Genomic DNA, 25,317 nt, shown 5'->3' with positions numbered 1-25,317 from the left:
ATCTCCACCTAAGAAATACAGAATTATTTTTTAAAGAATTTATACACTTGGCGATCGTACAGATTCAAAAATACGCCAATCAAAATAACAAGAATACCAATCAAACTCATGGTATTAAATGTTTCTTGATAAAATATATAGCCAAACCCCAATGCATAGAGCACGCCCAGATAATTTAAGCTGGCTACTTTCGCTAAATTAGCACTTTGGTAGGACAGGGTCATATAATACTGTGCCACTTGGGTGCATATTCCAATCAATAATAAATACAGCCAGTCTATGCCGATTGGTGTCTTCCAGTCAAACAAGGTATATATCCCTACCACAGGTATTGTCAATAAAGGAAAATAAAATATGACTACAAGTGGATGTTCGTTGCCTTTGCTTCTCGCTATCATATTGTAGGCTATACCAGCGAATAAGGCGGCACTTAAACCAATAATAACATCCAGCGTAGAAATTCGGAAATCAAAACCTTTTAGTAGAAATACACCTGCAATGGCGAGTGCAAAATATAAAAATTGAACCGGTCGCACGGATTGCTTTACTATAAATATGCCCAAAATCGCTGTAAAGAATGGCGACAGGTAATTGATAGTTACCGCAGAAGCCAAAGGTATATGCTGCAGCGTATAAAAAGAACCTATCAACCCCAGACAACCCGCGATCCCGCGCAGAGTGAGCACTGGTATATTGTTACCTAGAGGTGGGATATTATTTTTCCGCAAATAGTAATAGGTCACAACAAAGCTAAAGATACTTCGGAATAAAACTACTTCCAATGTCGGAAGATGTGATACGAACTTGACACAGACATTCATGATGGCGAAGAAAAATCCAGCCATCAACATGTATTTTACGCTTTGGTCTTTCACTAATTTACGGGGTCATTGTGTTTTTTGACAAGCTCGCGTTTACCGGTTTCAGGGTCTATTTCGAGCTCTGTCTGTTTGACCAAAACAGCATAGGAAGCTGGCGTAATGCCTTTCCCATACCTAATAGCGTACTCTTTAGTAAATTCTGCCCCGAAATACAGTATAGCTGCCGAATAATATACAAAGCCCAGCAAAATGATAATAGAGCCTGCAGCACCATAGGCGGTGGCGGTGGCATTATAGGATAGATATAATGATATACCATACTTACCTATCATAAATAATATGGTCGTAAATATAGCACCTCCCAAAATATCTTTAAATCGAACTTTGGCGTCTGGAAGAAAAGTAAATATAAAGCCAAATAAGGTCACAATAACTAAAAATGTAATGCCATTGTTGACCCAGCCCCAGAATTGAATATCAAAATGCTGAATTTGAAATCGATCCAAAAGCAGTTCAATATTTTTAGTTATAAGGCCGATGACACTACTAATCAAAAGTGAAGCCATCAACAAAAAGCTCAATCCTAATATCATAGAAAAGGATATCAGTCTGTTGATAATGATTTTTAACCAGCCTTTTTTCGGCTTAGCTTTTACCTTCCAAATGGTATTAATGGAATTTTGAATATCGACAAAGATCGTGGTAGAGGTCATGATTAAGGTTACAATACCTATCATCAACCCGATGCTGGATTTATTTTCTAATGAAATCTGTTTGATAGCATTATCAAGAAGCCTAGTGATTTCTGGCCCAAAAATATCGTTGAGTTCGCTGATGACTTTATGTTTTGCGCCATCTGGACCTTCCAGCTGACTGCCATAAAAAAATCCCAAAGCCCATATTAGAATAATAATAAGAGGTCCTATAGAAAAGACGGTGTAGTAGGCGAGGGAGGCGCTGAGTTTCATGCAATTGTCCTCCGCAAACCCATTGCCACTGTCAAGTAATAATTTGCCAAAGCCTTTTATCTTTTGGATAAAAGGCTCTTTTTCTTTGTCTGTATTATTATTTACATTATTCTGCATATATCTTGTTGATATCTTCATCATGTTTTTGAAGAATAATCTTTCTTTTTAACGAAAGTTTTGGAGTGAGTTCTCCATTATCAATCGTCCATTCCTTAGGCAATAATACAAATTTTTTGACCATTTCCCAGTTTCCAAAATTTTCGTTGGCCTTATCTATCTCTCTTTGGTACTTTGCTATTACCTGTGGATTTTGCACTATAGACTCTTTTGAACCGAATGTTATGCCTTTTACTTTACAGTATTTTTCCAGTTCTTCAAAAGCCGGAACGATCAGCGCCGATGGGAATTTCTTGTTTTCACCAATAATCATTACCTGACCAATTAACACGGATTCCATCAGTTTGTTTTCCATCACTTGTGGTGCGATGTATTTACCACCTGCAGTTTTGAATATTTCTTTCTTACGATCCGTAATTTTCAAAAATCCATCAGCTGTCAGTTCGCCTATATCGCCTGTGTGCAAGTAGCCCTCATCATCGATCGTCTCGGCTGTAGCTACGGGGTTATTATAATATCCCGACGTAATCGAAGGACCCTTAACAAGGATTTCTCTATCCTCAGCAATTTTTACGTGCAGATTTTTCAGAACCCGTCCGACAGAACCAAATTTAACATCATTTTCATCCCATGAGTTGACCGCTATTACGGGTGATGTCTCAGTCAAGCCATAGCCCTCCAAAACTTTTATGTCAGCGGCCCAAAAGATACGCGCAAGTCGTTGTTGCAAAGCTGCACCACCTGATATGATAAACTTAATTTCACCACCCAACGCATCTTGCCATTTCGAAAATATCAGTTTTCGGGCGATAGAAAGCCTTAGGTTGTACCAAGCATTATTGGATTTAGGCTCTTGGAATTGATGGCCAAGATCCACAGCCCAGAAGAACAGGGATTTTTTAATTCCAGTAAGTGCTTTTCCTTTTTCAATGATTTTGTCATATACTTTTTCTAAGACACGCGGCACCGTGGTGAACACTTGTGGTTTCACATCATTGATATCCACGACGATATTATCTAGATTTTCGGCATAATAAACATTCACACCCTTGGATATATACATGTACACCACCATACGTTCGAAAATATGGCAGAGCGGGAGAAAGCTTAATGATTTTTTAATATCATCCGTCAATAAATGCGAACACGCACCTACATTACTTATAATATTTTTGTGGGTCAAATAGACCCCCTTAGGCTTGCCCGTGGTACCTGAAGTATAGATGAGTGTTAATAAATCATCTTCATGTACAGCATCGTTATACTGTTGTAAGTCTATGTTCTGTAGTTTTCCTTGTTCTATTAATTGGTTATAATGCATGTGGTTTGGTACTTCATCCAGCGTATAAATATCCAAATGAAGATCATTATTAGCCAATGCTTTTTCTACTTTTTCTGCAAGCTCCTTGTTGCTCACAAAGATTAATTTGGCCTCCGCATCTTTTACTATATAAGATAAATCTTGAGCGGACAATGTAGGGTATAATGGCACTAATGCCACACCTAATTGATTACATGCAAAATCTACAAAGTTCCATTCCGGTCTATTACCGGACATGAGTCCTATACGGTCGCCTTTTTTTATTCCTTTGGCTATGAGTCCTTTACTGATGTTGTCTACGATATCAATGATTTCATTTTTATCATATGATTTCCAACCACCTTGGTCTCTTTTTGATAGCTTTAGGACGCGCCCGGCGGTATCTATGTTACTTTTTAAATAATCAAATAATCGAGTAGGTTTGCTCATGGTTTACAATTTATTTTTTTATAAGTGGTTATAATAACGCTATGTTAGCATAATAAATTTACTGAAAATATGTTTAGAAAAAAAGAATAGTTGAATTAAAAACGCTTAATTAACAAACGTTAACGATTTTTTTTGCCTATAGCATTGAAAATATGTTATTTTTGGAACTCAGATATTTATTGATATGCAAAAAGTGATACGTAATATTTTTTTATTGGCTGCCGGTATATTTTTAGCAAATGATGCTTCTGCTCAGTTAACGAGTCAGCATGCTATAGGCGCACGTTTTGGTTCTGCTTCGGGTATCAACTATCGCTATACGTTGAGTCAGGATAGGGCGATTGAAGGTATTTTGAGTGTACAGAGTAATTCGACGAGCAACCGATTCAGAGTCGTAGGTTTGTATGAATACCACAAAGAATTGCCGTTAAACAATTTTTCTTGGTATTATGGTTTTGGTGGAAGTATAGGGAATTATACTTATAAAGCTTATACCAACAGCAATGGCGAACATATTCCAAAAAATTCTGAATTATTGTTAAGTATTGATGGTATAGTGGGGATTGAATATAGCTTACCTACCGCACCGATTTCACTTTCCTTGGATGTCAAGCCTTATTTTGATTTCGTACAAGAGTCTTCGATCAAATTATTTGATCCAATAGGATTCTCAATTCGTTATAAATTCTAAAACAGAAAAGCTTTTCAAATATTGAAAAGCTTTTCTGTTTTTATTAGTCTTTTCTATGTACATGGCAAAAATTGTAATAAATTGATGTTTAACTTGTTGAATCCTGACAATAAACATTCTGTGATATAATCAAGGCCATATTTGATTATTGACACGGCTTTTCTTTGATGTTTCTTGATTTTAATGGGTCGAATCTGGGTATGAATATATTCTCCAACTTTGTAGCACCACAGGCATGCTATCATCGTAAGCATGAACAATTTTTCAAGGCGGTCCAAGTCAGTAACATGGGTATCTTCTATATTGAACCCGCTAGATTTCATAAATTTGAATAGTGTCTCGATATCCCAGCTCCGCCTATAATATTCCAGTGCCTGCTGTGATTCATAGAATGATACCAGTATTAAAATTCAACTTTTCCATCGATAACAGTTTTAGTAGCTGATAGCTAACATAATTGACCGTGCATTTCTACAATATGCTGGTAATGTCTGAATACCCTGCTATTAAGGTTGTTAAACAAGTGACATACCGTTATTTCTTTTTGTTTTCTAGCCAAGAACACCTTAAAGTTATTCCGGATCCTGATATGATACTGGATGCTATGTTCATTTAAGAATCCTAACCATTTCTCTCCGATAAATTCACGATCAGCTAATATACAGTCGATGGAATCCAGTCCAAACCAATCGATGAAATTCTGGACCAATGTAATTCGTTCCTGTGAATTAGAGTTCCCTCGCTTGTCCAGCATCTTAAACATGATTGGAATGGCAACAGACTTATAACTGATACCCAACATGAGTATATTGATGTTTTGCTGTCCAAATTTCCAGTTTGTCCTATCCATGACTAGAATAACGGGGCTGTTGTTTTGTAAAAGATTGAATATAAGTGCACTGATAAGTCGCATTGGCAGATCCACTTGCGCCATGAAGCGCTGGATTCTCCTAAAACAACTGCTGGCAGCGGATGGAGAATCAAATCCTGGAGACAATTTGGAATAGTTTACTGACTTAACTTTGCATAGAGCAGTTATAAAAAGACAGACCTGGCGGATGCTGGAAAGATTGAGATCCTTGCTTAGATGGGCTGTAAATACGGTTAATAAATCCGTATACTTATCGCACTGACTGGTATTCGTGTTTAAGAGCATTACGTTGGAAATAATACCTTAATATACTGAATATCAGTCTTTTAAACAAATTTATTATGAAATAATCACCTGATAATTAGGTGGTTATATTTTTTGTCATGTACTAAATAGTCTTTTATAGATAGCCAGATGTTACCGAGTCGGCGTTCTTCGTCTGTAGCAATTTCCCTGCGTTGTATGCTGTAAGACTTTTTGTCGGAGGCAATCAGTTTAACTGGGATTTCTTTTATGAGTCCATCTCTTGAAATAAGTATATTAACTGTATCTCCGGCTGAGGCATGAGCCAATACATATTCAATAGCCTTGCCATTAATCTCAATACGGTGATTGTTAATTGCAATGAGCTCATCGCCAACATTTAGGCCCGATATCCATGCAGCAGAGTCGCGATCTACATTCTTGATCACGGTATGCCCCTCATTACTTCCCACCTTAATGCCCAGAGTTAGATAATTTTGTTCTTCAGCCTTATCTATGATTTCATAGCCCACGAGGTGAAAATACTGGTTGTAATCCACCTCTTCGGCATGATGTGCAGCGGTGAATATATCACTTAGATCCACACCTGTTACTCTTTCTGCCAAGGCTTGGAACTCGTCTTCCTCAAATCCTCTATTTTCGATTAAGTAGAAATGCTCGTATGCAGCACGCATCACATCATCCAAGCATTTGGTTCCCTGTGAAGCTGCAATAATCTTTATATCCATAGCAACGGCATGCATGGCTCCTTTATTGTAATAGGAGATAGCGACATTGTGTGAATTCTCATCCGGACGGTATTGTTTGATCCATGTGTCAAAACTTGAAGCTGCCGCGCTCTGCAACAAATAGCCGGGACGATTGTAGACAGTGTTAAAGTCTACAGCGAGTTTTTGTAAATATTCATATTCATCAAATATCCCACAGCGACGGATGATCAAATTATCGTAATACGATGTAAAACCCTCAATAATCCACAAACCTGTGGTATAATTTTCGGCGTCGTAATTGAACGGTCCTAAAGCTTTCGGGCGAAGACGTTTCACGTGCCACAAGTGGAAATATTCATGCGCTACTAAACTCAGGTAGTTTTTGTAAGCCGTGGGCTGAGCATAATTAAAGCGTGAGGTCGACAAGACTGTCGAGTTCAGATGTTCTAATCCCCCGTTGCTATTTTGGTAATTGTGCGTTATGATGAGGTAATAATAATTGGGATTTGATCCCCAGATCTTATTTTCTTCCCTTACAATGGTTGTAATATCCTCTGTCAAACGCTCTTTATCATAGTCAGCTTCGCCCACCATAGCACATTCATGCAGAATGCCATCCACGTCAAAGGTCCATGTATCTTGTGTACCTATTTCAATCGGAGAATCAAAAAGAATATCAAAATTCGGCGCGTAGAATGTGTTTGTTTCCGAAGTCTTTTGTAGGCCAGTCGAAATCTTGTTCCAGCTTGGGAACAAATCAATGTGTACCGAAGTTTCCAAATCCAAATAGCCGTCGATATACATGAAAGTGCCTACCGGACTTAGAAATGCTCGTGAAGCATCGATAAAAGATGTACGGACAGAGACTTCGAACCCATAAACGGCGTACGATACTTCGATATGTTCGCTGGGATTGTAGATTCTCCAGGTATTTTTAGCGATTTTTTCCGCTGTGACTGCTCTAGCAGGACTGCTGAATTTTATTTTTTCTACATTTTTAGCGTACTCACGTATTAAGTAAGAGCCGGGAGCCCATACGGGCATTTTAATGTCAATATATTCTTTTTCCTGAAATCCGGAGATGCTCATACGTACATCTACATAGTGTGCCTGCGGTTCAGAAAATGATAATTCGAAAAATATCGATTTTTTCATGTATGCTTGGGTTACTGAAATTTAACCAAAGGTAGAATTATCGCTATGGACTTCAAAATATTAATAATAATACAAGAGCCAAAGTCCTAAACTCTCTAGGGATTTGTTATATTTGGTATGCAAAGATATAACGTAAAAGAATAATGATACTAGTTGCTGATAGCGGTTCTTCGAGTTCGGATTGGATGTTAAACCTTCCCGATAGTAAACCTTTGTTTTTCAAAACTAAAGGCCTTAATCCTTTCTTTGTGAGTGAAAAAGAAATCGAGAAGGTGATGAAGGATGTTCCCGAAATCATTCCTTATTCGAATGAGATCAAAGAAGTTTACTTCTTCGGAGCAGGGAGTATTACTCCCGACAGACGAGAAATCGTATCGAATGCACTGACTACATTATTCCCTAATGCTTTTATATCGGTAGAATCTGATTTACTGGGTGCAGCATATGCGACGTTGAAAAACGACAAAGGGCTAGTAGCCACTTTGGGAACCGGTTCGGATATAAGTTTTTATGATGGTCAGAATCTATTGCAGAGCCATCATGGTATTGGCTATGTGCTGGGCGATGAAGGTTCAGGAGCTTGGTTTGGAAAGCGGCTAATTACGAACTATCTGTATGGCACTATGCCTCGCGATATCGCAAAGGTATTCGGCGAAAGGTATAGACTGACAAAAGATAACGTGATAAAGAATGTATACCAAAAAGATCGTCCGAATTCTTATTTGGCGTCTTTTCTTCCGTTTATCGCCGATAATCGATTGCATCCTTATATCGACAAGCTGCTCGCTGAGGGTTTTGACGAATTTGTACGCACAAATATTATGACATATCCCAATTATTGGGAATACTCCTGTAATTTCGTAGGTCGAGTAGCCTATACATTTGATCTGCACTTGCGTCAGGTATGCCAGATGCATGGGGTCAAAGTTGGCAAAATTCTTGCTAGTCCTATTTACGATTTATTCGACTACGTCATCGAACGCGAAACATCTAATCTTTCATTATAATTCAAGACTATGATTACATTATTAATGCTATTGAATATGCTAATAAATCCATCATCGGTGCATGATTTTTCATTCACTACCATAGATGGAAAGGAAATTCAAATGGCTCAATTCAAAGGAAAAAAAATACTCTTGGTCAATACAGCATCTAAATGTGGTTATACGCCACAATATAAAGAGTTGGAGCAACTGCACAAGCAATACGGTAAAAACCTGGTTGTGATCGGGTTTCCGGCTAACAATTTTGGAAATCAAGAGCCGGGTAGCAACGAAGATATTGCTGCATTCTGCGAAGAGAACTATGGAGTTACTTTTTTGATTGCTGAAAAGGTGGAAGTCAAAGGTGAAAAAATCGATCCATTATTCAAATATTTGACCGAGCAGCCTAACCCTGATTTCACAGGAGATATAAATTGGAATTTTGAAAAATTTCTGATTGATGAAAACGGGAAATTAATCCACCGTTACAGATCAAAGATAAAACCATTGGATCCTGTTATTGTGAACCAATTGTAGAAAACAAAAAAAGACTTCGAAATTTTCGAAGTCTTTTTTTGTTCTATTTATTCTCATCGCAATAATAACAATGTCTACATCGCGGTTCATAACTTTCTTTTTCGCCCAATAGTACGACACTCTTTTCTTTTGTAAATCGGTAGGAATAATTCGCGGGAGCACCACATTTGACGCATACAGCATGTACTTTGTATACATCTTCGGCCACTGCCATGATATTGGGCATAGGTCCGAATGGCCTTCCTTGATAATCCATGTCTAAACCTGCAACAATTACGCGCACACCTTTATTAGCCAATTGTATGCAGACATTCGGCAAATCTTCATCAAAAAATTGTGCTTCGTCAATACCGATTACTTTCGCGTCGCCGCTTAATAATAAGATAGCGGAAGAATGCTCTACAGGCGTAGAAGGGATGCTGTTGCTATCATGCGATACCACTTCCTTCTCCGCGTAGCGGATGTCAATAGCAGGCTTAAAAATTTCAACCGGTAATTTTGCAAATTGTGCTCTTCTCATGCGGCGTATCAGCTCCTCTGTTTTACCTGAAAACATTGAGCCGCAAATGACCTCTATACTACCCACTTGCCGATCTCTTTGGCTAAAGTATTGTTCTGAAAAAAGCATATTCTTTGTTGTGTGTGAAGATTGTATAATTATCAAAAATAATTATAAATCAACCCTTGTTAGACGATACGAATATCGAAATTATATCTTATTTTTACAGTATGAAAAGCGGATGTAGACCAAAATCAAGTCATTATCAGACGATTTTGTTTTCCACCGCACAATGTCGACGACGATTCAAAAAATATATCCATGGCAAAAACTAAAGGGCAATTACTTTCAAAAATTGATTTTTTATTAGCTGATATTCATTCTCAATATAATGAAATAAAAAGATCCAGTGAAATAGACAGCGTAGAGGTTACCTTACTAGAAGCTAATCTGGCTTCTCTGGCTAAGCATATCGAAGCTCTAAAAGTACATGGGCAACTTGCTGGTACAGGCAGTATAGCAAAAGAGGCTGCTTCGGCCACCATCTTTACACCAGCTACACCCATCAATAAACCTACTGACAAGCAAGAAATATTTGAAGAAATCAAAGAAGAATTGCCTGAAGATGCAGTAGAGGAGAAGGAAGAAACCCAACAAGAAGAGTTTGCTTTTAACATTAAGGATATAACGCCTGAAGTGCCTCAAGAGGAAGACCCGATTGAATCAGCAGAAGATGTAGCGGATATTAAAGAAGACATGGAGCAGAAGGAGGATGAGACCCCGGTTGCTGAGGAGAAAATCGTGACGGAAGAAGAAACTGTAATTCCCGTAACGGTTCCGGCAAAAGAAGTCGAAATCCCTGTTCAGGGAGCTGCAGCTGAAGAATCGGCACGCCCATTGACCATTAATGAATTAATCCAGCAGCAAAAGCAAGCCGGAGTCAATGTCACGCAGCAATTCCAAACGTCAACTACTAAAGAAAAAATCGTAGACTTAAAAACAGCGGTGAGTTTGAATGATAAATTATTATATATCAAAGATTTGTTCAACGGCTATAGTCTAGCCTATAGCGAAGCCATCGAGTTATTGAATAGATTTGATTCCTTTGCTGAGGCGGATGCATTCTTACAAGCTAACTATGCGCTCAAAAATGGTTGGGCTGAAAAAACGCAAACTGTAGATAAATTTTACACCTTGCTACGCAAAAAGTTTAATGTTTAATAATAAATCGATAAGTTAAAAAAATCCTGTAATGTTCTTACAGGATTTTTTTGTTTTATTTAACGTCAAATTTTACCCAAGCAGAGCCATCATGGCCGTAGACAAAATACTTAGGTTGGAGTATTTCGGCTAATATTTCTGCATCTCTAAGGTAAACCGTATCGTCCGTGTTAAAGCTGTTTTCTTGGATAATGTATATATTATTCTGTTGATAAGCACTGCTCGCTGTTACAATAGGGTTGTTTAACATGTCCGCAATGTGACTATAAAGACTTTCATTGGATTGAACGATAATGATGCAATCCGGATTGTCGATCCAATGACTAATAAACTGGCCACCCGCAACCTTCACTTTTTCTTCAATAATTGCATCTTGCATCGGCTCGAAGTTGGTTTGTTGGTTGAGAACTATCGTTTTTGGAAAATTATCCTGCGAGAGAAATTTCAGTTTATGGATGATTATATTAATTTCTTCGTCGATATATTCCGCCTGCGCAGGGTTATGCTTTTTTAAGGAGTCGATTATTTCTTGGTATTTTGTCATGCTACAAATTTAAAGAATTAAGCTTATTCTATGACTTATTTTGAGGGCAAAACATGATTTCGTATTTTGGTCTTACAAAAAATACAGAGACTATGTTTGACAAATTATTCCAAGCGCAGCAAAAAGCGCAAGAAATCAAATCGCGTTTAGATAATATTTCGGTATCAGGAGAAGCTGAAGGTGGTAAAGTGCGTGTCGTAGCTACCGCAAACAAGGAAGTGAAGGAAATTCATATCAGTGATGAATTATTTGCGGATGCTGACAAAGAGCAAATTGAAGACCTATTATTGGTAGCAATCAATAAGGCTTTGCAACAGGCAGAGAATGTGAGCCAGACAGAAATGGCTGCCGCATCGCAAGATATGTTGAGTGGACTTGGAGGTCTTGGTAATCTTTTTGGAAAATAAACGTATTATATATGGCAAATGAAATTTCGGTAAGGTATTTAGGACATGCGTGTTTTGAGTTTAATTTTAATGGTACCAAAGTCCTTTTGGATCCTTTCATTACGTACAATCCGTTAGCAAAAGATATCGCAGTAGAATCTATCCAGCCCGATTATATCTTTCTATCGCATGGACATGAGGATCACGTAGCCGATGTGGCTAAGATTCAGTCACAGTCTGGCGCTACTGTTGCCGCGATCGTGGAGACTGCTGGCTGGGTACGCCAGCAAGGTGTGCCAGATGATAAGGTGTTGGAGTTTAATTTTGGTGGTACATTGTCCCTGCCTTTTGGTAAAGTGAAAATGGTATACGCATTACACACCAATTCTACGCCAGATGGGGGATATGGAGGTGTTCCATGTGGATTTGTGTTCTTTACGGGCGATAAGAAGATTTACTTTGCAGGGGATACAGCACTTACATATGAGATGATGTTATTGGAAGATTTACAGTTGGATTGGGCATTTTTACCAATCGGAGGTCATTACACCATGGATATGTATGATGCGGTGAAAGCTTCAGCATTCATCAACTGCAAAAACATTATTGGGATGCATTTCGATACTTTCCCGCCGGTAACTATTGACAAAGATGAAGCTAAAAGCGTATTTGAAAAAGCGCAACTTGATTTACATTTATTAGAGCTAGGAGATAGTATTACCTTATAATTCTAGGTTCGCTCATTATAAAAAAGCAGAGGTCCCAATCTATTGATTGGGACCTCTGCTTTATAAGGTTTTCCAAGTTTACTTGGAAGTCGTATATCTGTCGATGTGGAATTGAACTAGATCATCAATTGGTGAACGCAAGATTTTACCTACTTGCATACCATATTGATTCGCTTTATCTTCTAATACGTTGCGGAAATTATATCCTACAGAACCGATACAGTTGAATGTATATTCTTTGTAATTCGGGTATTTGCTTACTAAGTTAGAGAAGAATGCTTCAAACGAATCATCAACGATTTTTCTTGTGTATTCAATATTAACATTGTTGTCGTATACAAACTTACTGAAGCTTGCGCAGAAACGGTTTGCTAATGGCTTCGTATATACATTGTCCATGATTTCATCTTCAGACAATTTGTACGTATCATAGAATGCTTTTGCCACATCCTCAGGCATTAAGCCGCGCACGAAGTCTGTTAATAATTTCTTACCAATATATGAACCTGATCCTTCGTCGCCCAAGATATAGGCCGCAGAGTTGATATTGTGTGTGATTTTGTCACCATCATAGATACATGTGTTTGTACCAGTACCTAGAATAGCTGCAAAACCAGCTTCTTTACCCAATAGTGCTCTTGCAGCAGCTAATAAGTCGTGACCAATTTCGATTTTTGCGTTAGGAAATAATTCGCGGAAAGCGTCAGCTACAATTTTAGCTTTTTCATCATTGTGTACACCTGCACCGTAGTAATTTACTTCTTGAATTTTATCTAAAGGTAAATCGTTTGGCAATCCTTTTTTCAATGAGTTTACAATATAGTCGCTATCTACAAAGTAAGGGTTATATCCTTCTGTATTGAAGTAAATTTTTTTGTGATTATCATCTAATAGGCACCAATTGGTTTTGGTGGATCCTCCATCTGCAATAATGATCATTATTAGTTTATTTTAGTATAGTTTTTCAAAATTATATCTCTCGAAGATACATTTTTATTCATAAAAACAATAGCAATTGTACATTTTATTTTATAGAATATTTCGCTAAAAACAAAAAAACCATCTTATTGATGAAATAAGGCGGTTTTTTTGTTTTACTACTTAGTGTAAAAAGTACAATTAGCTTATGGATTAATGCGTTGATGAGCCTTCAATTTGATCGATATTTATATTTTGTTTCTTTAAGAAACCTTTGACCAAAACAGCAAACAAGATAATATATGCGAAACCCACTAATGGAATTATATAAGAGTTGTGAATACCAATTATATCTGCTAATTTTCCTTGAATAGGTGGGATGATACCTCCTCCGAGAATCATCATTACCAAAAATGCAGAACCTTGTTCGGTATATTTTCCAATACCTACTATAGACAAGGCAAATATAGATCCCCACATAATCGAACAAGCTAATCCTCCGGTCAAGAAGGAATAGATGGCTACTGTTCCTGTAGACAAAAGACCTACTAGCATAGCCGCTAGACCCAAAGTTCCGAAAATCACCAACGTCGCTACTGGTTTCTCTTTACTAATGAAAAATGCTACCACCTGAATAACAATACATATAGCAAAGAAATAGAGATGCGACATGTTGAATCCGGCGATAGAATTGACCGAAAGCACAACACCAAAAGCGACAAAAGGTACGACAGCGGTAAGGATTTTTTTAGTCGCATTCGAAAAGTTGAATGCTGTAACAGCTCCTGCCCATCGGCCGATCATCATGCCTCCCCAATACATAGATATATAAGGTGTGATTTCAGAAGATTGTAAGCTGCCAAATTCTTCTAAGGTGAGTAGTTCGCCCAAATTACTGCCTATAGCCACTTCGATACCTACATATATAAATAAGGCTAACATACCTAATATCAACTGTGGATATTTCATGGCGCCCCATCCTTGCGAATTTTTCTGTGCATTGCGGTAGCCATATACCAGCGCACCAATGACAGCTACTAAAGCCCCAAATAATAAAGCCATACGTTGTAATTCCAGTGGATGGATTAATTTTTTAGCCTGATTTTCCAGCGCGGCGATGGTCGTGGCATCCGTCGTAGCATTTATCTGTGCTTCCAAATTTTCTACCATAATAGCGGTGTCACTTTTGTAGCTTAAGAATACAGGGATGAAAAATACCGCCAAAAGAACAGTCATTATGATTAACAATCTTTTGGCTTTGGAAGCTTCTTCCATCGGTTCATTATTAATCCCAGCAGGTACTCTTTTAGAGAAATGGAATAGCGCTGCCGCAAAAATAAAGAGCAATCCTACTCCTATATATAGGTATACTACTTTATTAAGGGGAAGATTCGATATCTCTGAATCCGAAATCGGTTCGAATGAGCCGAATAAAGCATATCCAATGACTAGCGGTCCTATGGTCGTGCCGAAAGAATTAACAGCACCTCCAAGATTCACGCGGGAAGCTCCCGTCTTTGGATCGCCCAAGAGTACAGCAAAGGGGTTGGCCGCAGTCTGCTGCAGCGAAAATCCCAGGGCTACGATGAATAGACCTATCAGCATGCCCATATAGACATTGACCTCTACGGCTACAATCATGGCTGCCGCGCCTAAAGCTGAAAAGAGCAATCCATATACGATACTTTTCTTGTATCCCCATTTACCTACCAAATCTCTGCCCGAAAGCGTACCAAAAATAAATAGGGCTAAGGCGCCAACATAATAGGCACTGTAAAAAGCAAAATCAATCAACTGAGACTGAAATTGATCGAGATGAAAGTAGTTTTTACAAAAAGGAATAAAAATACTGTTGCCAGCGGCGATAAATCCCCAGAAAAAGAATACCACGATGAGGGTATACAACGCTGGGTAATTGGTTGGTTTACTATTCTGATTCATATATAAGGGTATATCATAATATTTTTGTGATATAAACCTACAAAAAAAACTTTTCAAATAATTGAGTAAAACCATTTAGTAAGCAATAATTGTTGATTCTGTATAAGCATAGCGATATTTTTATTACTTTTTCTTTGATATTTCATTTCTTATAGTTTTCTTTGTGCATTCTCAAATTTATCCTAGTTCATCAATTATCTATTTCGAAAGTCAGTTGTAGAATGATGAACAAGTAAAATTTTCAATCTTTCCTGAGGGAGAATTGTTAATAAATAGGTTAAATTTCAAATTAAAAATCCAAAAAGATATAATCATAATTCAATATTAATGAATATCAACGAATTGAATTCAAAGCTCGTGTCCGAATTGCGCGAGATAGGAAAGGTGTTAGGTATTGTAGACGTCGAAAAACTACGTAAGCAGGAACTAATCGATAAAATAGCAGAAATAGCTCAGCAATCAGGTGGTGAAGAACAAGAACCCCAAGCAGAGAAACAAGCAGCAAACGTAGAATCAGCTGATTCATCGCCTAGAAAAAGAACAAGAACAATCAAATCCGAGCCAGTAGCCGTTACCAAAAGAACGAAATCAGAAGACGAACCCGTTTTGTTTTCTTCAGATTCTACCACTACAGCTCCCGTATCCCAGCCTTCAACTACTACTTCTGAACAATCCACTGAAACTAAAAAAGTTGAATCAACTTCATCCAATGCAGATTTTGATAATGTAATTGTAAATGAAGGAGTATTAGAAATCATGCCTGATGGTTACGGTTTCTTGCGTTCATCGGATTACAATTATTTAACATCTCCAGATGATATATATGTGTCACAGTCTCAAATCAAATTATTTGGTTTGAAAACGGGTGATAATGTAAGAGGATGTATCCGTCCACCAAAAGAAGGTGAAAAATATTTCCCACTTGTACGTATCGAGTCTATTAACGGTCAGAATCCAGCTGAGATCAGAGATCGCGTGCCATTTGATTTCTTGACACCATTATTTCCTGATGAAAAGTTAAACCTTGACTTAGGATCGAATAATTATTCGACTCGGATAATGGATATGTTTACACCAATAGGTAAAGGGCAACGTGGTCTAATCGTAGCACAACCGAAAACTGGTAAAACTAATCTATTAAAAGAGGTTGCTAATGCTATTGCAAAGAACCATCCAGAAGTTTATTTGATTATCTTATTAATTGATGAGCGTCCGGAAGAGGTAACTGATATGGCGAGATCGGTGCGTGCAGAAGTTGTTTCATCGACATTCGATGAGCCAGCAGACAGACACGTGAAAATTGCTAACATTGTTTTGGAAAAAGCAAAACGTATGGTAGAGTGTGGACATGATGTGGTTATCTTATTAGACTCAATCACTCGTCTTGCGCGTGCTTACAATACAGTTGCTCCTGCTTCAGGTAAGATATTGTCAGGTGGTGTGGATGCGAATGCATTACACAAACCGAAACGTTTCTTTGGTGCAGCGCGTAACATTGAGAATGGTGGTTCATTGACGATTTTGGCTACTGCTCTGACAGATACAGGATCGAAAATGGATGATGTTATCTTCGAAGAATTCAAAGGTACAGGTAACATGGAGCTACAATTGGATCGCAAGTTGGCGAATAAGCGTTTGTTCCCAGCTATCGATTTGACAGCTTCATCTACGCGTCGTGACGATCTATTGATGGACCGCGAAGCGTTACAGCGCTTATGGGTATTGAGAAATCACTTATCGGACATGAATTCTACGGAAGCAATGGAGTTTTTATTGCAACAATTGCGTGGAACTCGCTCCAACGAAGAGTTTTTAGTAAGTATGAATGGATAATTCATATATAATTGATATTTTTAAGCCGTCTAAGTTTTAGACGGCTTTTTATTTTGTAGATGAAAAAATATATACCAAATACTATTACATCGCTTAATTTATTGAGTGGATGTATAGGGATTTTGATGGTCTTGAGCGGGAATTATCTAGCGGCATTCTATTGCGTGTTGGCTTCAGGAATATTCGATTTTTTTGATGGTCTTGTCGCACGTTTGTTAAAAGTAAAATCCTTAATAGGGAAGGAGTTGGACTCGCTGGCGGATGTAATCAGTTTTGGTTTTCTTCCCGGCGCAATTCTTTACAGCATGTTGCTTGAAGTAACTACTTCACCTTATCTGCCTTATTTGGGTTTTATGGTGACTGTTTTTTCTGCGCTGCGCTTAGCAAAATTTAATATTGACGAACGCCAAACATCGGATTTTATTGGTGTGAACACCCCTATGAATACTTTTTTGATTGTATCCTTACCTTTCATTGGCGAAATCTATCCCAAATATGTATACAATGTGTACGTATTAGGAGCAATTACAATAATCACAAGCTTCTTATTAGTTTCTGAATTGAAATTATTTTCGATGAAATTGAGTTCTTTGCGATGGGAAGTGAATAAATTCAAATACTTATTCCTGATCGTATCTTTGCTACTCGTTCTCGGGTTGGAAATTTTGGCAATTCCTCTGATTTTTGTTTTGTATATCGTTTTTTCAGTGCTCCACTTTCGGCAGGAAGCAGCTAATTAGCATTTTTTTGTAAGATAATGTGCCGTATTCGGTCTACCCAGATCTTGACAAATGCAGCACATTCATAACTTTCTATGTCCGCGAATTGTAACATAGTCTGCTGCAGTGTATAATACATTTCCTCATACTCTGGAAAGTAACCATATACGTCTTTGAAATCATTTATGATATCAATAATATGACAATGCGTGTCATATTCGAGAAACTTTTTGTGATAGATTTTATTCGTCAGGATAGGTGATTTATCTTCAACATATCCATTTAGAATAACCAGATTACATTGTTTCTCAAAGGTAAGACGTATAGTTTTTAGTTCTTTCTGTATGCTTGCTCGCTTTTGTAACAGAAGATCATATATGCATATTAATTCTTCTTGAACTTCTGCTTCTTTTGATATGATAGCCATAATTTTCAAGATTGATGCGTAATTTCTATAACAATTTACAAATTAATTTTGTTTTGTAAAATATTGATTTTTAATTACTTGATTAATAATTGTAACTAAGGCTAAAACGCGGAACAAATTTTTTATTGGCTGCTGGATCGATGAGGTATGTGCCTATCAAGCTTAGGTTAAATAAAGGTTCATTATATTTAAAAAGGTTAAAATCAAAATTAAGTGCTGCACTAATCGTTTTTGGTGCTAAGCTACTGTGGTGAATGTTCAGATAATCCGCCGACACTTGTCCATGAATTCGTTTGATATAGGCCAGTTGACTTACGGATAAATCCGGATAGAGGAGTGGTAATCTGTAATCAAATAACAAAGTATTGCGTAGATTCACGTGAGGTAAGTAAGCGAATCCATCGACTAAAGGGATATCATATGAATTATTGAATACACCCTGGGTACGCTGTAAACTGAATCTGGTTTGAAAACTATGGTTTAGTAAAAGTCCGGGGAAATAGAAATTTGTACGAAATGCCCACGAACTATTTTCTCCCTGTTGCAAAGGCATATGTCTATATATAAAACTAAAATTCTGTCCCCATCGCGGCGCCAAATCCATTGCACTCATCATCGCATTACGGTTAAAATAAGCTTGATAATTGAGTGGAAAACGTATTTGATCGACAAAATTTTTGAGGTTGCTTACCGTTAAATCATAGCGTTTGATATAATAAGTTCCAAAATTAAATCCATACGAATACACTTTATTGCCTCGGTATACGCTGAATGGTAGCTGAATATCGGTTGTAATCTGGTGGTATCTGAAATCAAAACGCAAGCTATCTTTGCCAGAAGAGTTCTTAGCCGTTCCAAAATTGCCTGAATTTTTATATCCAATTGTAAGTTTTGGATAGTAACGTTGATACGTGACCTCTGCTAAGTAGGTGTTTTTAGCCAATTCTACCTCTCGTTCATATCCCAAGCGCAGCTGTGTGGTATTAAGAATATCATCCGATAGCCAATATATTCCCGGTTTATAGTTGTCAAAACTCTCAAAATCATTCGCACTTAACGTCAAACTATGAAAATTAACGCTGTTTTTGAGGACACTATATGGCTCAATACTGTCTTCGTAATTGGTTGTGCTGTCGATATTTGCGTATACGAAAGAATTTTGGGACGAATAGAGCGTCTGTGCGGGCTTAAGTACGACAGGAATGGGCGAAATATTGGACAAATCGAGGCTGTTGACCTTATATCCTTCTGTCGTAAAATCATTATACCATAGTTTTTTTTCGCTTACGAATGGGTTGAAAGCGCCGAAATTGCTCTTTGTCAATTGAGTTATTTCGCCATTTTGGAGGCGAAATATATCGTCTTTTCCGTTTTGATTGACCTTAAAAACAATAGCATTGTCCGCGTATATGGGCCTTTCAAATTGCAGATTTGTCCATTCCAATAAGGGATGGATCTGTTTAGTTTGACAGTCAATTTCGATAAGAGTCGTTCCTTTATCGCACAGCGCTATGGCAATAAGTTTAGTCGATTCACTGTTGTATGAGGGCTGTTGTACGTGCATTCCAGCCGGCAAAGGGATACTATCCGTTTTGTCTCCACTGTCCATATCGAGTATGGCTATAGAGCTTTCATTATCGAGATTGACCTCTATACAGGCTATTTCTTTTAGGTCATGGGAGAGGGTCGGTGTGTACAGTCTGGTGTTTTTTGTCAATGTTATTTTTACCCGAGTTTGCGTGTTGTAAAGATTAATAACGTTGTATGTTTGCTTTGAAAAGCGGGCATCTTTGCGGAATTCATCCCACACGATGAGGTTGTTTTTGATGTGAAAATACGGCATGATTTGGATACCCAACTGCAATACTTCTTGCGGTTTTTGGATGCTGTCTACTTGCCATTGGACTATCCGAGCGGTGCGTTGATTGTTTCTTTGTAACGTATAAATAGCACCATTTTCGATCTGTGGAAGTAAGTAATCTGTTGGATATTTGTCGCCAAAATCTGGGTAGTCGGGTGTTTTTTGAATGGGTAGATTGCTCCATTTTTGCTTCAAATCTTGGATGGTTTCATCAAAAATCTTGCTTGCTTTTCCTCCGTAATTTGACTTTAAGGCACGCTGAAAGTTAAAGGGACGGAGCAGTTTTCCATTCATTTCTTCCAGTATTTTGCTTGATATATGCAGGTCTTTTTCGCGCATTTGACTATTCATGAAGTAGCCAATTGTATAGTAACTGGGTACAATATCTTTAAAAGAACCATGTATGTATTTGCTAAAAGTATAGTCTTTGTTGGATAAAATATTAGCTCGTAATTCCATATTCCAAGAGCTCAAACGCCCCCTTCCTCCATTCGAAAAAAGTGTTTCGTGAAGTACGGCGTCACCCTCGTAATACCAGGATGGAAGGTTGATCCCGAAGAATCCTAAGGCTAAAATTTCTCCAAAAGGCCGTTTGATGTTTCCTGTCAATTTGTCAAATTGGGTTACGTGATGTATCTCGTGTAAGGCCAAGTTAGGAAGCCATTCTTGATTGTCAGCAACTCCAGAAGGAGTGGAGAACAACTCCGATTTGCGTGGTGCTAGCTGTACAAAACCATTCTGTGTGACGTGATTTTGCTGGATAATAATATCAATTTTGCGTGGCTTCTCCTGCAACGATAGACTCGAGAAGTGGATGTAATTTTGGATGTTTTGTGCTAGGATAGGAGCTGAGTTTTTGAATTCGGCAGGGAAGGTTAATCTAAATTGTGGGGTGTTGATTTGGTTCCATTTGACGCGAAAATGGGATTGAGAATTGTCAAATATTTGAGCATTACTATAGTGTGTATAAAATATTAAACAAGATGCTATTAAGTTGTTTATTATTATGTTTTTATATTTATTATATTTGCTCATATTTGTGTTTTGCTAAATAAATTAGTAATAAATTGGTTGTTTATATTTATTGTAACTTTACTTATATGTTTTTAATTATTTGATTATTAGATTAATAAATGTTTGTTTAATCACTCAAATTTTCTAGATTTTTAGGTCGAAAAAATCCATTTATAAACAATTTGAGCTTATAGAAAATTGTTAATATAATGAAATACTAAAGTACATTATTTTCGGAAGATTTCGATATAGAGTAGCCGGAAATTAATCTGGATAGTTTTGAGGAACCGCAGTCTACTATAATACACGTGTTGTCTCTTAATCAGAACTTATCGGATTGTAAATTCGTAATTGTGATTTTGCTGATGGGTGATAGATGTAGGTGTGTGATGTCTCTGGTCAAAGAAGTATGAATGCGGCGCTTTTCGATTACCAAATATGTAGAGATTTGGTAATTCCTTGGAATGACATTTTGTCTTTTTCGGGAGTAATAATAGAAGCTTTTTAGTAAAAAATAATATTATATTTTATGCGATAAAAAAGCGACTTTTGCAACAAACTAAAGTCAGACACCAATGTAGGGAAATAATTTCTGGAGGAGCTATATGGAAGAATTGGAAATGCATGTCGAAAAACTCGAACAGCTTATTGAGGTAGGAAATCTTCAAGAGCTGGCGGACTACTTGAATGAATTAAACATTTCTGATGTCGAAGAGTTAATCGATGAGCTTCCCGAACACGGTTCCCTTTTCCTTGAAACTTTAGATTTAAATCGCGCAGTAAATGTGTTTCGTATCCTGGACTTCCCCACACAGGAACGTATCTTCAAAAAACTTTCAGCAAATAAGGTTCGTGAGATATTGAATGAGATGCCTCCCGATGACCGTACGTCTTTCTTTGGTGAGCTCAAAGGTGATGTCGTAAAACGACTCATCACGTTGCTGACTCCCGATGAACGCAAAGAGGCTTTATCGCTGCTTGGATATCCCGAAGATAGTGTGGGTCGTCTGATGACGCCGGATTACATTACGGTCAAGGAGCACTGGACTATCAATCGCATATTGGATCACATTCGTCGATACGGTAGTGCTTCCGAGACGATTGATGTTTTGTATGTCTTGGATTCGGATGGTAGACTTATTGACGATATTCGGATTAAGGATATTCTTTTGGCTTCGCCGGATTCTCAGGTTGGCGAGTTGATTGATAATAGAATGATTTCGCTGAATGCAAATGATCCGCAGGAGGAAGCGGTGACCATCTTCCGGATGAACAATCGTGTCGCTCTTCCGGTAGTCGATGAGCAAGGGATCATGTTGGGTATCGTGACGATTGATGATATCCTTTGGGTAGCCAACGAAGAGTATACGGAGGATATGCAACGTTTCGGTGGTACTGAAGCCTTAGATGAGCCTTATCTGGATGTGACGATCATGCACTTGGTCAAGAAGCGTGCAGGATGGCTTATTGTGCTTTTCTTAGGGCAATTGTTGACCACCACCGTGATTGATCATTTTGAGTCGCAATTGGCGAGTGCTATCGTGTTGTTTGCGTTGATGCCGCTAATCATGTCCAGTGGTGGTAATAGTGGATCACAGGCTTCGACATTGATTATTCAAGCTATGGCTATGGGCGAAGTAACGCTGTCAGATTGGTGGCGCGTCATGCGTCGAGAATTTGTTTCGGGTTCTATCCTGGGATTGATCTTAGGAACTTTGGGATTTGTTCGAATTGCTACCTGGCAACTTTTTTCAGAATACTACGGAGAGCATTGGGTGTTGATTGGTTTGGTGATCAGTTTTTCTCTGGTAGGTGTGGTGCTTTGGGGATCTGTCGTGGGTTCCATGCTTCCCTTTGCGTTGAGAAGACTAGGTGCCGATCCAGCGAGTTCATCCGCACCATTTGTATCAACTTTGGTCGATGTCACAGGGCTAATTATATACTTTACCTTCGCTACATTGCTTTTGCAAGGGGTTTTGTTGTAAAATATTCTTATTGGGAATGAGTAAGTTGTAAAAAACCTTTAAAAAATGTTTGCAGAACTCTCTAAAACTTCCGATAATTGCATCACCGAAACGGAAACGAGTAGGTTGAATTCTTCCTTAGCTCAGCTGGTTAGAGCATCTGACTGTTAATCAGAGGGTCCTTGGTTCGAGCCCAAGAGGAAGAGCAAAAAGAAGTCTAATGTCGTCAGACTTCCAAGTGAAAACTTGACATAATGATTTAACCAGAAACTGTATAGTTTCAAATTCTTCCTTAGCTCAGCTGGTTAGAGCATCTGACTGTTAATCAGAGGGTCCTTGGTTCGAGCCCAAGAGGAAGAGCAAAATTAAAGCCTTTAGAAATTCTAAAGGCTTTTTTGTTTTTAGTGATTTTCTACGAATCATTCCCTGAGCTTTCCTTTTATCATGTTTCCTAACTTTAGTCATTCATTCATCTTATTCTTTTCTGTAAATCAGATCCCTTTAAACCTATCCTTCCAAAAAATGTGTAGCAGATTGCATCTTGCGGAGTATATTTTTGAAAAGGATATCTTCTGTATTTAGCTTTAAATCGTTTGCTATAAGATGTTTAAATATTATTTTCTAACTTTAAGTCCTGCGTTTCCTGTCATTTGTAAGGTTTGATGGATGTGGGGAAAGCCTGAAGAGGAACGGACTAAATAGCTTCTAAAATTAACCAAACGACTTTAAACCCTATTTTTATGAAAAATCTATCTATAAAGGAACCTGATAGGGAGGAGACTCCTTTTGGTCATATTGCGTTAGCGTTTTCAGGAGGAGGTTCTAGAGCTTCATCGTTCGGGTTAGGCGTGTTGAGCTATCTTCCTCAGCTGCAGCAGGAGAACCAAACTTCTTTGCTCGAAAATGTCACTTTTATTTCCTCTGCTTCTGGAGGGACAATAGCCAATGCGATGTACGCACAAAATAGTGTGGCAGGTAAGCCTTTTGGGGAATTTTACAAAAATCTCTTCGAGAATATGCAGGGGACCGTATTGTTGGATAATGTATTCAAGATCCTAAATGAAGATAGTGTCTGGGAGAATCGTCCTGATAAGAAAAGAAACTTAATTAACGCTTTCGCGCTGGCCTACGATTCTATTTTGTTTAAGGGAAGCCTGCTCGGTAAATTATATAGCTCAGATTCTCCTAGCCACCTCGAATAAGTCTGTTTTAATGCCACAGAATTTTATAAAGGACTATTGTTTAGGCAGAATATAAAAATGAAGGAGGATATGACTGCCAAAGATGATGTTACGTTTCGGTATGGTAATTTTGCCATCAATTTGGATTTGGATATAGCTGGGAAATTAAGGCTTTCTGACTTGCTCGCGGCCTCCTCCTGTTTTCCTGCTGGTTTTGAGCCCATAATTTTCCCAGATGATTTTACCTACAACAATGCACTAACCGAAGAGGATAATAAGAAATTGACTCCAGGCGAACTATTGGGTAAAATGAATATACAATTGAGAGAAATGGATCGGAATGTATTGACTCGATTGTATGGGAAGGAGGTGGTCAACCGCGTCATCCTTAATCTTCCGGAAAATCCGGACTATGAGGTAATAAATCGAACTTTTGCATCGGAAAAAATCGTGGATGGATTTAAGTTTGGAATGATGGACGGAGGAATTACCGATAATCAAGCCCTAGAAAGCATTTTGGATGCGCAGGAGCGACGGCTTAAGCGAACGGGAACATCTTTTTCTCCTTTTGACTTAATGCTTATAAACGATGTGGGAAGCGATTTTATGGACCCCTATAAGCCTGCACAGGATAGCTCATCTTATACCGGAATAAAAGGGATAACGATAAATACTTTGCTGCTGATTCTTTCCGTACTGTGCTTGATTGGTCTTGCAGGTGTCGCTGTGGGCTTTTTTACGAATTATGCGACAGAGCTTCAGCGAAAAAGTTTTTGTGCTAGCAGGAGCGGTCATATCGCTTCTGTGTGCTCTTGGATTAAGTTTATTGTTGTTTGTGCGCTCGTATATCAAAGGAAATGTGCATAATATTGGTGGGCTGGATCTTAATAAGAATTTCTCCGGTTCCATCGTAAACAATCTTTTTGATCACTTTGGCAAAACTCCAGTGGGCGTAATTCTGCGTATGCTCAAAGATCGTATCAGTTCCGTTCTGCTGTTGAATAATGATGTATTCCTCAAGCGAATACGCTATTTATTATACAATGCGGCTTATAATAGCAAAAGATATCAATATCGTATTATGACAAATCATGTCTATGATTTGTCCTTCTCCAACGATTCGAAAAGGGATGAAATAGCAGGAGGGGTGGCAAGCAAGAGTATGAAAGTTGTAGCGCAAGTTGCTTTCGAGATGCGTACCACGCTTTGAT

The 25,317-nt window shown here is 38.1% G+C and carries 24 protein-coding genes and 2 tRNA genes; 14 read left to right on the top strand and 12 right to left on the bottom strand.

Going from position 1 to position 25,317, the window contains the following annotated elements; all coding sequences use genetic code 11:
• Positions 1-23: 23 nt before the first annotated feature.
• From EDC17_RS07600 to EDC17_RS07590, 3 genes are read right to left on the bottom strand one after another with little or no spacing between them, the layout of a single operon-like run.
• Entirely contained in the window at positions 24-875 is an 852-nt protein-coding gene (locus EDC17_RS07600; protein WP_207895720.1) for a DMT family transporter, read from the bottom strand.
• Positions 875-1,930: a YihY/virulence factor BrkB family protein gene (locus EDC17_RS07595; RefSeq protein WP_243646076.1), complete on the bottom strand. Its 1,056-nt coding sequence runs from the start codon at positions 1,928-1,930 to the stop codon at positions 875-877. Before EDC17_RS07595 ends, EDC17_RS07600 begins: the two co-directional genes overlap by 1 nt.
• On the bottom strand, positions 1,896-3,656 hold the full coding sequence (locus EDC17_RS07590; protein ID WP_132777494.1) for an AMP-dependent synthetase/ligase: 1,761 nt from the start codon (positions 3,654-3,656) through the stop codon (positions 1,896-1,898). The genes EDC17_RS07595 and EDC17_RS07590 overlap by 35 nt, the downstream gene beginning before the upstream one ends.
• Before the next feature lie 184 nt (positions 3,657-3,840).
• On the opposite strand from EDC17_RS07590, the gene EDC17_RS07585 reads away from it, so the two are divergent.
• Positions 3,841-4,347, top strand: coding sequence for a hypothetical protein (locus EDC17_RS07585; RefSeq protein ID WP_132777493.1), 507 nt, complete (start codon positions 3,841-3,843; stop codon positions 4,345-4,347).
• A gap of 53 nt (positions 4,348-4,400) precedes the next feature.
• Here EDC17_RS07585 and EDC17_RS17580 read toward each other — a convergent pair whose 3' ends face one another.
• From EDC17_RS17580 to EDC17_RS07570, 3 genes are all read right to left on the bottom strand, one after another.
• Positions 4,401-4,718: a transposase gene (locus EDC17_RS17580; protein WP_394343353.1), complete on the bottom strand. Its 318-nt coding sequence runs from the start codon at positions 4,716-4,718 to the stop codon at positions 4,401-4,403.
• Between the two features lie 77 nt (positions 4,719-4,795).
• A complete protein-coding gene (locus EDC17_RS17020; RefSeq protein WP_207895719.1) occupies positions 4,796-5,503 on the bottom strand; it encodes a hypothetical protein in 708 nt (235 codons plus the stop codon).
• 65 nt (positions 5,504-5,568) lie between these two features.
• The gene (locus tag EDC17_RS07570) at positions 5,569-7,347 is read right to left on the bottom strand and encodes a M61 family metallopeptidase (protein ID WP_132777491.1); all 1,779 of its coding nucleotides are present in this window, start codon (positions 7,345-7,347) and stop codon (positions 5,569-5,571) included.
• 143 nt (positions 7,348-7,490) lie between these two features.
• Between EDC17_RS07570 and EDC17_RS07565 the strand changes: the two genes are divergently transcribed.
• The gene (locus tag EDC17_RS07565) at positions 7,491-8,354 is read left to right on the top strand and encodes an N-acetylglucosamine kinase (protein ID WP_132777490.1); all 864 of its coding nucleotides are present in this window, start codon (positions 7,491-7,493) and stop codon (positions 8,352-8,354) included.
• A gap of 9 nt (positions 8,355-8,363) precedes the next feature.
• A complete protein-coding gene (locus EDC17_RS07560) occupies positions 8,364-8,870 on the top strand; it encodes a glutathione peroxidase (RefSeq protein WP_132777489.1) in 507 nt (168 codons plus the stop codon).
• A gap of 43 nt (positions 8,871-8,913) precedes the next feature.
• Here EDC17_RS07560 and EDC17_RS07555 read toward each other — a convergent pair whose 3' ends face one another.
• A complete protein-coding gene (locus EDC17_RS07555) occupies positions 8,914-9,498 on the bottom strand; it encodes a thymidine kinase (RefSeq protein ID WP_132777488.1) in 585 nt (194 codons plus the stop codon).
• 192 nt (positions 9,499-9,690) lie between these two features.
• Here EDC17_RS07555 and EDC17_RS07550 point away from each other — a divergent pair, with 192 nt between their 5' ends.
• Entirely contained in the window at positions 9,691-10,590 is a 900-nt protein-coding gene (locus EDC17_RS07550) for a hypothetical protein (protein ID WP_132777487.1), read from the top strand.
• A 55-nt stretch (positions 10,591-10,645) separates the two neighbouring features.
• On the opposite strand, the gene EDC17_RS07545 is transcribed toward EDC17_RS07550, so the two are convergent.
• Positions 10,646-11,134, bottom strand: coding sequence for a substrate-binding domain-containing protein (locus EDC17_RS07545; RefSeq protein ID WP_132777486.1), 489 nt, complete (start codon positions 11,132-11,134; stop codon positions 10,646-10,648).
• A 92-nt stretch (positions 11,135-11,226) separates the two neighbouring features.
• Here EDC17_RS07545 and EDC17_RS07540 point away from each other — a divergent pair, with 92 nt between their 5' ends.
• Both EDC17_RS07540 and EDC17_RS07535 read left to right on the top strand, forming a co-directional pair.
• Positions 11,227-11,541, top strand: coding sequence for a YbaB/EbfC family nucleoid-associated protein (locus tag EDC17_RS07540; RefSeq protein WP_132777510.1), 315 nt, complete (start codon positions 11,227-11,229; stop codon positions 11,539-11,541).
• Positions 11,542-11,552: 11 nt separating this feature from the next.
• A complete protein-coding gene (locus tag EDC17_RS07535; RefSeq protein WP_132777485.1) occupies positions 11,553-12,248 on the top strand; it encodes a metal-dependent hydrolase in 696 nt (231 codons plus the stop codon).
• A gap of 78 nt (positions 12,249-12,326) precedes the next feature.
• Here EDC17_RS07535 and EDC17_RS07530 read toward each other — a convergent pair whose 3' ends face one another.
• Both EDC17_RS07530 and EDC17_RS07525 read right to left on the bottom strand, forming a co-directional pair.
• Entirely contained in the window at positions 12,327-13,187 is an 861-nt protein-coding gene (locus tag EDC17_RS07530) for an N-acetylglucosamine kinase (RefSeq protein ID WP_132777484.1), read from the bottom strand.
• A 192-nt stretch (positions 13,188-13,379) separates the two neighbouring features.
• Positions 13,380-15,107, bottom strand: a complete 1,728-nt coding sequence (locus EDC17_RS07525) for an MFS transporter (protein ID WP_132777483.1) — start codon at positions 15,105-15,107, stop codon at positions 13,380-13,382.
• 327 nt (positions 15,108-15,434) lie between these two features.
• Here EDC17_RS07525 and rho point away from each other — a divergent pair, with 327 nt between their 5' ends.
• Both rho and pssA read left to right on the top strand, forming a co-directional pair.
• The gene (rho, locus tag EDC17_RS07520) at positions 15,435-16,940 is read left to right on the top strand and encodes a transcription termination factor Rho (RefSeq protein ID WP_132777482.1); all 1,506 of its coding nucleotides are present in this window, start codon (positions 15,435-15,437) and stop codon (positions 16,938-16,940) included.
• A 59-nt stretch (positions 16,941-16,999) separates the two neighbouring features.
• The gene (gene pssA, locus EDC17_RS07515; protein ID WP_132777481.1) at positions 17,000-17,680 is read left to right on the top strand and encodes a CDP-diacylglycerol--serine O-phosphatidyltransferase; all 681 of its coding nucleotides are present in this window, start codon (positions 17,000-17,002) and stop codon (positions 17,678-17,680) included.
• Here pssA and EDC17_RS07510 read toward each other — a convergent pair.
• Both EDC17_RS07510 and EDC17_RS07505 read right to left on the bottom strand, forming a co-directional pair.
• Positions 17,673-18,086 carry a hypothetical protein gene (locus EDC17_RS07510; RefSeq protein WP_132777480.1) on the bottom strand — a complete coding sequence of 138 codons (414 nt, stop codon included), beginning with the start codon at positions 18,084-18,086 and terminating at the stop codon, positions 17,673-17,675. The two genes, pssA and EDC17_RS07510, sit on opposite strands and share 8 nt — an antisense overlap.
• A gap of 82 nt (positions 18,087-18,168) precedes the next feature.
• The gene (locus EDC17_RS07505) at positions 18,169-20,982 is read right to left on the bottom strand and encodes a hypothetical protein (protein ID WP_132777479.1); all 2,814 of its coding nucleotides are present in this window, start codon (positions 20,980-20,982) and stop codon (positions 18,169-18,171) included.
• Positions 20,983-21,566: 584 nt separating this feature from the next.
• On the opposite strand from EDC17_RS07505, the gene mgtE reads away from it, so the two are divergent.
• From mgtE to EDC17_RS07475, 6 genes are all read left to right on the top strand, one after another.
• A complete protein-coding gene (gene mgtE / locus EDC17_RS07500) occupies positions 21,567-22,946 on the top strand; it encodes a magnesium transporter (protein ID WP_132777478.1) in 1,380 nt (459 codons plus the stop codon).
• A 111-nt stretch (positions 22,947-23,057) separates the two neighbouring features.
• Positions 23,058-23,131 (top strand) — tRNA-Asn (locus tag EDC17_RS07495).
• 80 nt (positions 23,132-23,211) lie between these two features.
• Positions 23,212-23,285 (top strand) — tRNA-Asn (locus EDC17_RS07490).
• A 380-nt stretch (positions 23,286-23,665) separates the two neighbouring features.
• Entirely contained in the window at positions 23,666-24,127 is a 462-nt protein-coding gene (locus EDC17_RS07485; RefSeq protein WP_132777477.1) for a patatin-like phospholipase family protein, read from the top strand.
• A 57-nt stretch (positions 24,128-24,184) separates the two neighbouring features.
• On the top strand, positions 24,185-24,973 hold the full coding sequence (locus EDC17_RS07480; protein ID WP_132777476.1) for a hypothetical protein: 789 nt from the start codon (positions 24,185-24,187) through the stop codon (positions 24,971-24,973).
• Entirely contained in the window at positions 24,966-25,316 is a 351-nt protein-coding gene (locus EDC17_RS07475) for a hypothetical protein (RefSeq protein ID WP_165894382.1), read from the top strand. The genes EDC17_RS07480 and EDC17_RS07475 overlap by 8 nt, the downstream gene beginning before the upstream one ends.
• The last annotated feature ends 1 nt before the right edge of the window (position 25,317 follow it).

The organism is Sphingobacterium alimentarium (assembly GCF_004342685.1).
Lineage (GTDB): Bacteria > Bacteroidota > Bacteroidia > Sphingobacteriales > Sphingobacteriaceae > Sphingobacterium > Sphingobacterium alimentarium.
This window is presented reverse-complemented; position numbering and strand designations above follow the sequence as displayed.

Bases quoted from the DNA above. Each gene is read 5' to 3' on its own strand.
- EDC17_RS07595 (WP_243646076.1), bottom strand. From the start codon at position 1,930: ATGATGAAGATATCAACAAGATATATGCAGAATAATGTAAATAATAAT.
- EDC17_RS07590 (WP_132777494.1), bottom strand. From the start codon at position 3,656: ATGAGCAAACCTACTCGATTATTTGATTATTTAAAAAGTAACATAGAT.
- EDC17_RS07585 (WP_132777493.1), top strand. From the start codon at position 3,841: ATGCAAAAAGTGATACGTAATATTTTTTTATTGGCTGCCGGTATATTT.
- EDC17_RS17020 (WP_207895719.1), bottom strand. From the start codon at position 5,503: ATGCTCTTAAACACGAATACCAGTCAGTGCGATAAGTATACGGATTTA.
- EDC17_RS07570 (WP_132777491.1), bottom strand. From the start codon at position 7,347: ATGAAAAAATCGATATTTTTCGAATTATCATTTTCTGAACCGCAGGCA.
- EDC17_RS07565 (WP_132777490.1), top strand. From the start codon at position 7,491: ATGATACTAGTTGCTGATAGCGGTTCTTCGAGTTCGGATTGGATGTTA.
- EDC17_RS07560 (WP_132777489.1), top strand. From the start codon at position 8,364: ATGATTACATTATTAATGCTATTGAATATGCTAATAAATCCATCATCG.
- EDC17_RS07555 (WP_132777488.1), bottom strand. From the start codon at position 9,498: ATGCTTTTTTCAGAACAATACTTTAGCCAAAGAGATCGGCAAGTGGGT.
- EDC17_RS07550 (WP_132777487.1), top strand. From the start codon at position 9,691: ATGGCAAAAACTAAAGGGCAATTACTTTCAAAAATTGATTTTTTATTA.
- EDC17_RS07545 (WP_132777486.1), bottom strand. From the start codon at position 11,134: ATGACAAAATACCAAGAAATAATCGACTCCTTAAAAAAGCATAACCCT.
- EDC17_RS07540 (WP_132777510.1), top strand. From the start codon at position 11,227: ATGTTTGACAAATTATTCCAAGCGCAGCAAAAAGCGCAAGAAATCAAA.
- EDC17_RS07535 (WP_132777485.1), top strand. From the start codon at position 11,553: ATGGCAAATGAAATTTCGGTAAGGTATTTAGGACATGCGTGTTTTGAG.
- EDC17_RS07530 (WP_132777484.1), bottom strand. From the start codon at position 13,187: ATGATCATTATTGCAGATGGAGGATCCACCAAAACCAATTGGTGCCTA.
- EDC17_RS07525 (WP_132777483.1), bottom strand. From the start codon at position 15,107: ATGAATCAGAATAGTAAACCAACCAATTACCCAGCGTTGTATACCCTC.
- rho (WP_132777482.1), top strand. From the start codon at position 15,435: ATGAATATCAACGAATTGAATTCAAAGCTCGTGTCCGAATTGCGCGAG.
- pssA (WP_132777481.1), top strand. From the start codon at position 17,000: ATGAAAAAATATATACCAAATACTATTACATCGCTTAATTTATTGAGT.
- EDC17_RS07510 (WP_132777480.1), bottom strand. From the start codon at position 18,086: ATGGCTATCATATCAAAAGAAGCAGAAGTTCAAGAAGAATTAATATGC.
- EDC17_RS07505 (WP_132777479.1), bottom strand. From the start codon at position 20,982: ATGAGCAAATATAATAAATATAAAAACATAATAATAAACAACTTAATA.
- mgtE (WP_132777478.1), top strand. From the start codon at position 21,567: ATGGAAGAATTGGAAATGCATGTCGAAAAACTCGAACAGCTTATTGAG.
- EDC17_RS07485 (WP_132777477.1), top strand. From the start codon at position 23,666: ATGAAAAATCTATCTATAAAGGAACCTGATAGGGAGGAGACTCCTTTT.
- EDC17_RS07480 (WP_132777476.1), top strand. From the start codon at position 24,185: ATGAAGGAGGATATGACTGCCAAAGATGATGTTACGTTTCGGTATGGT.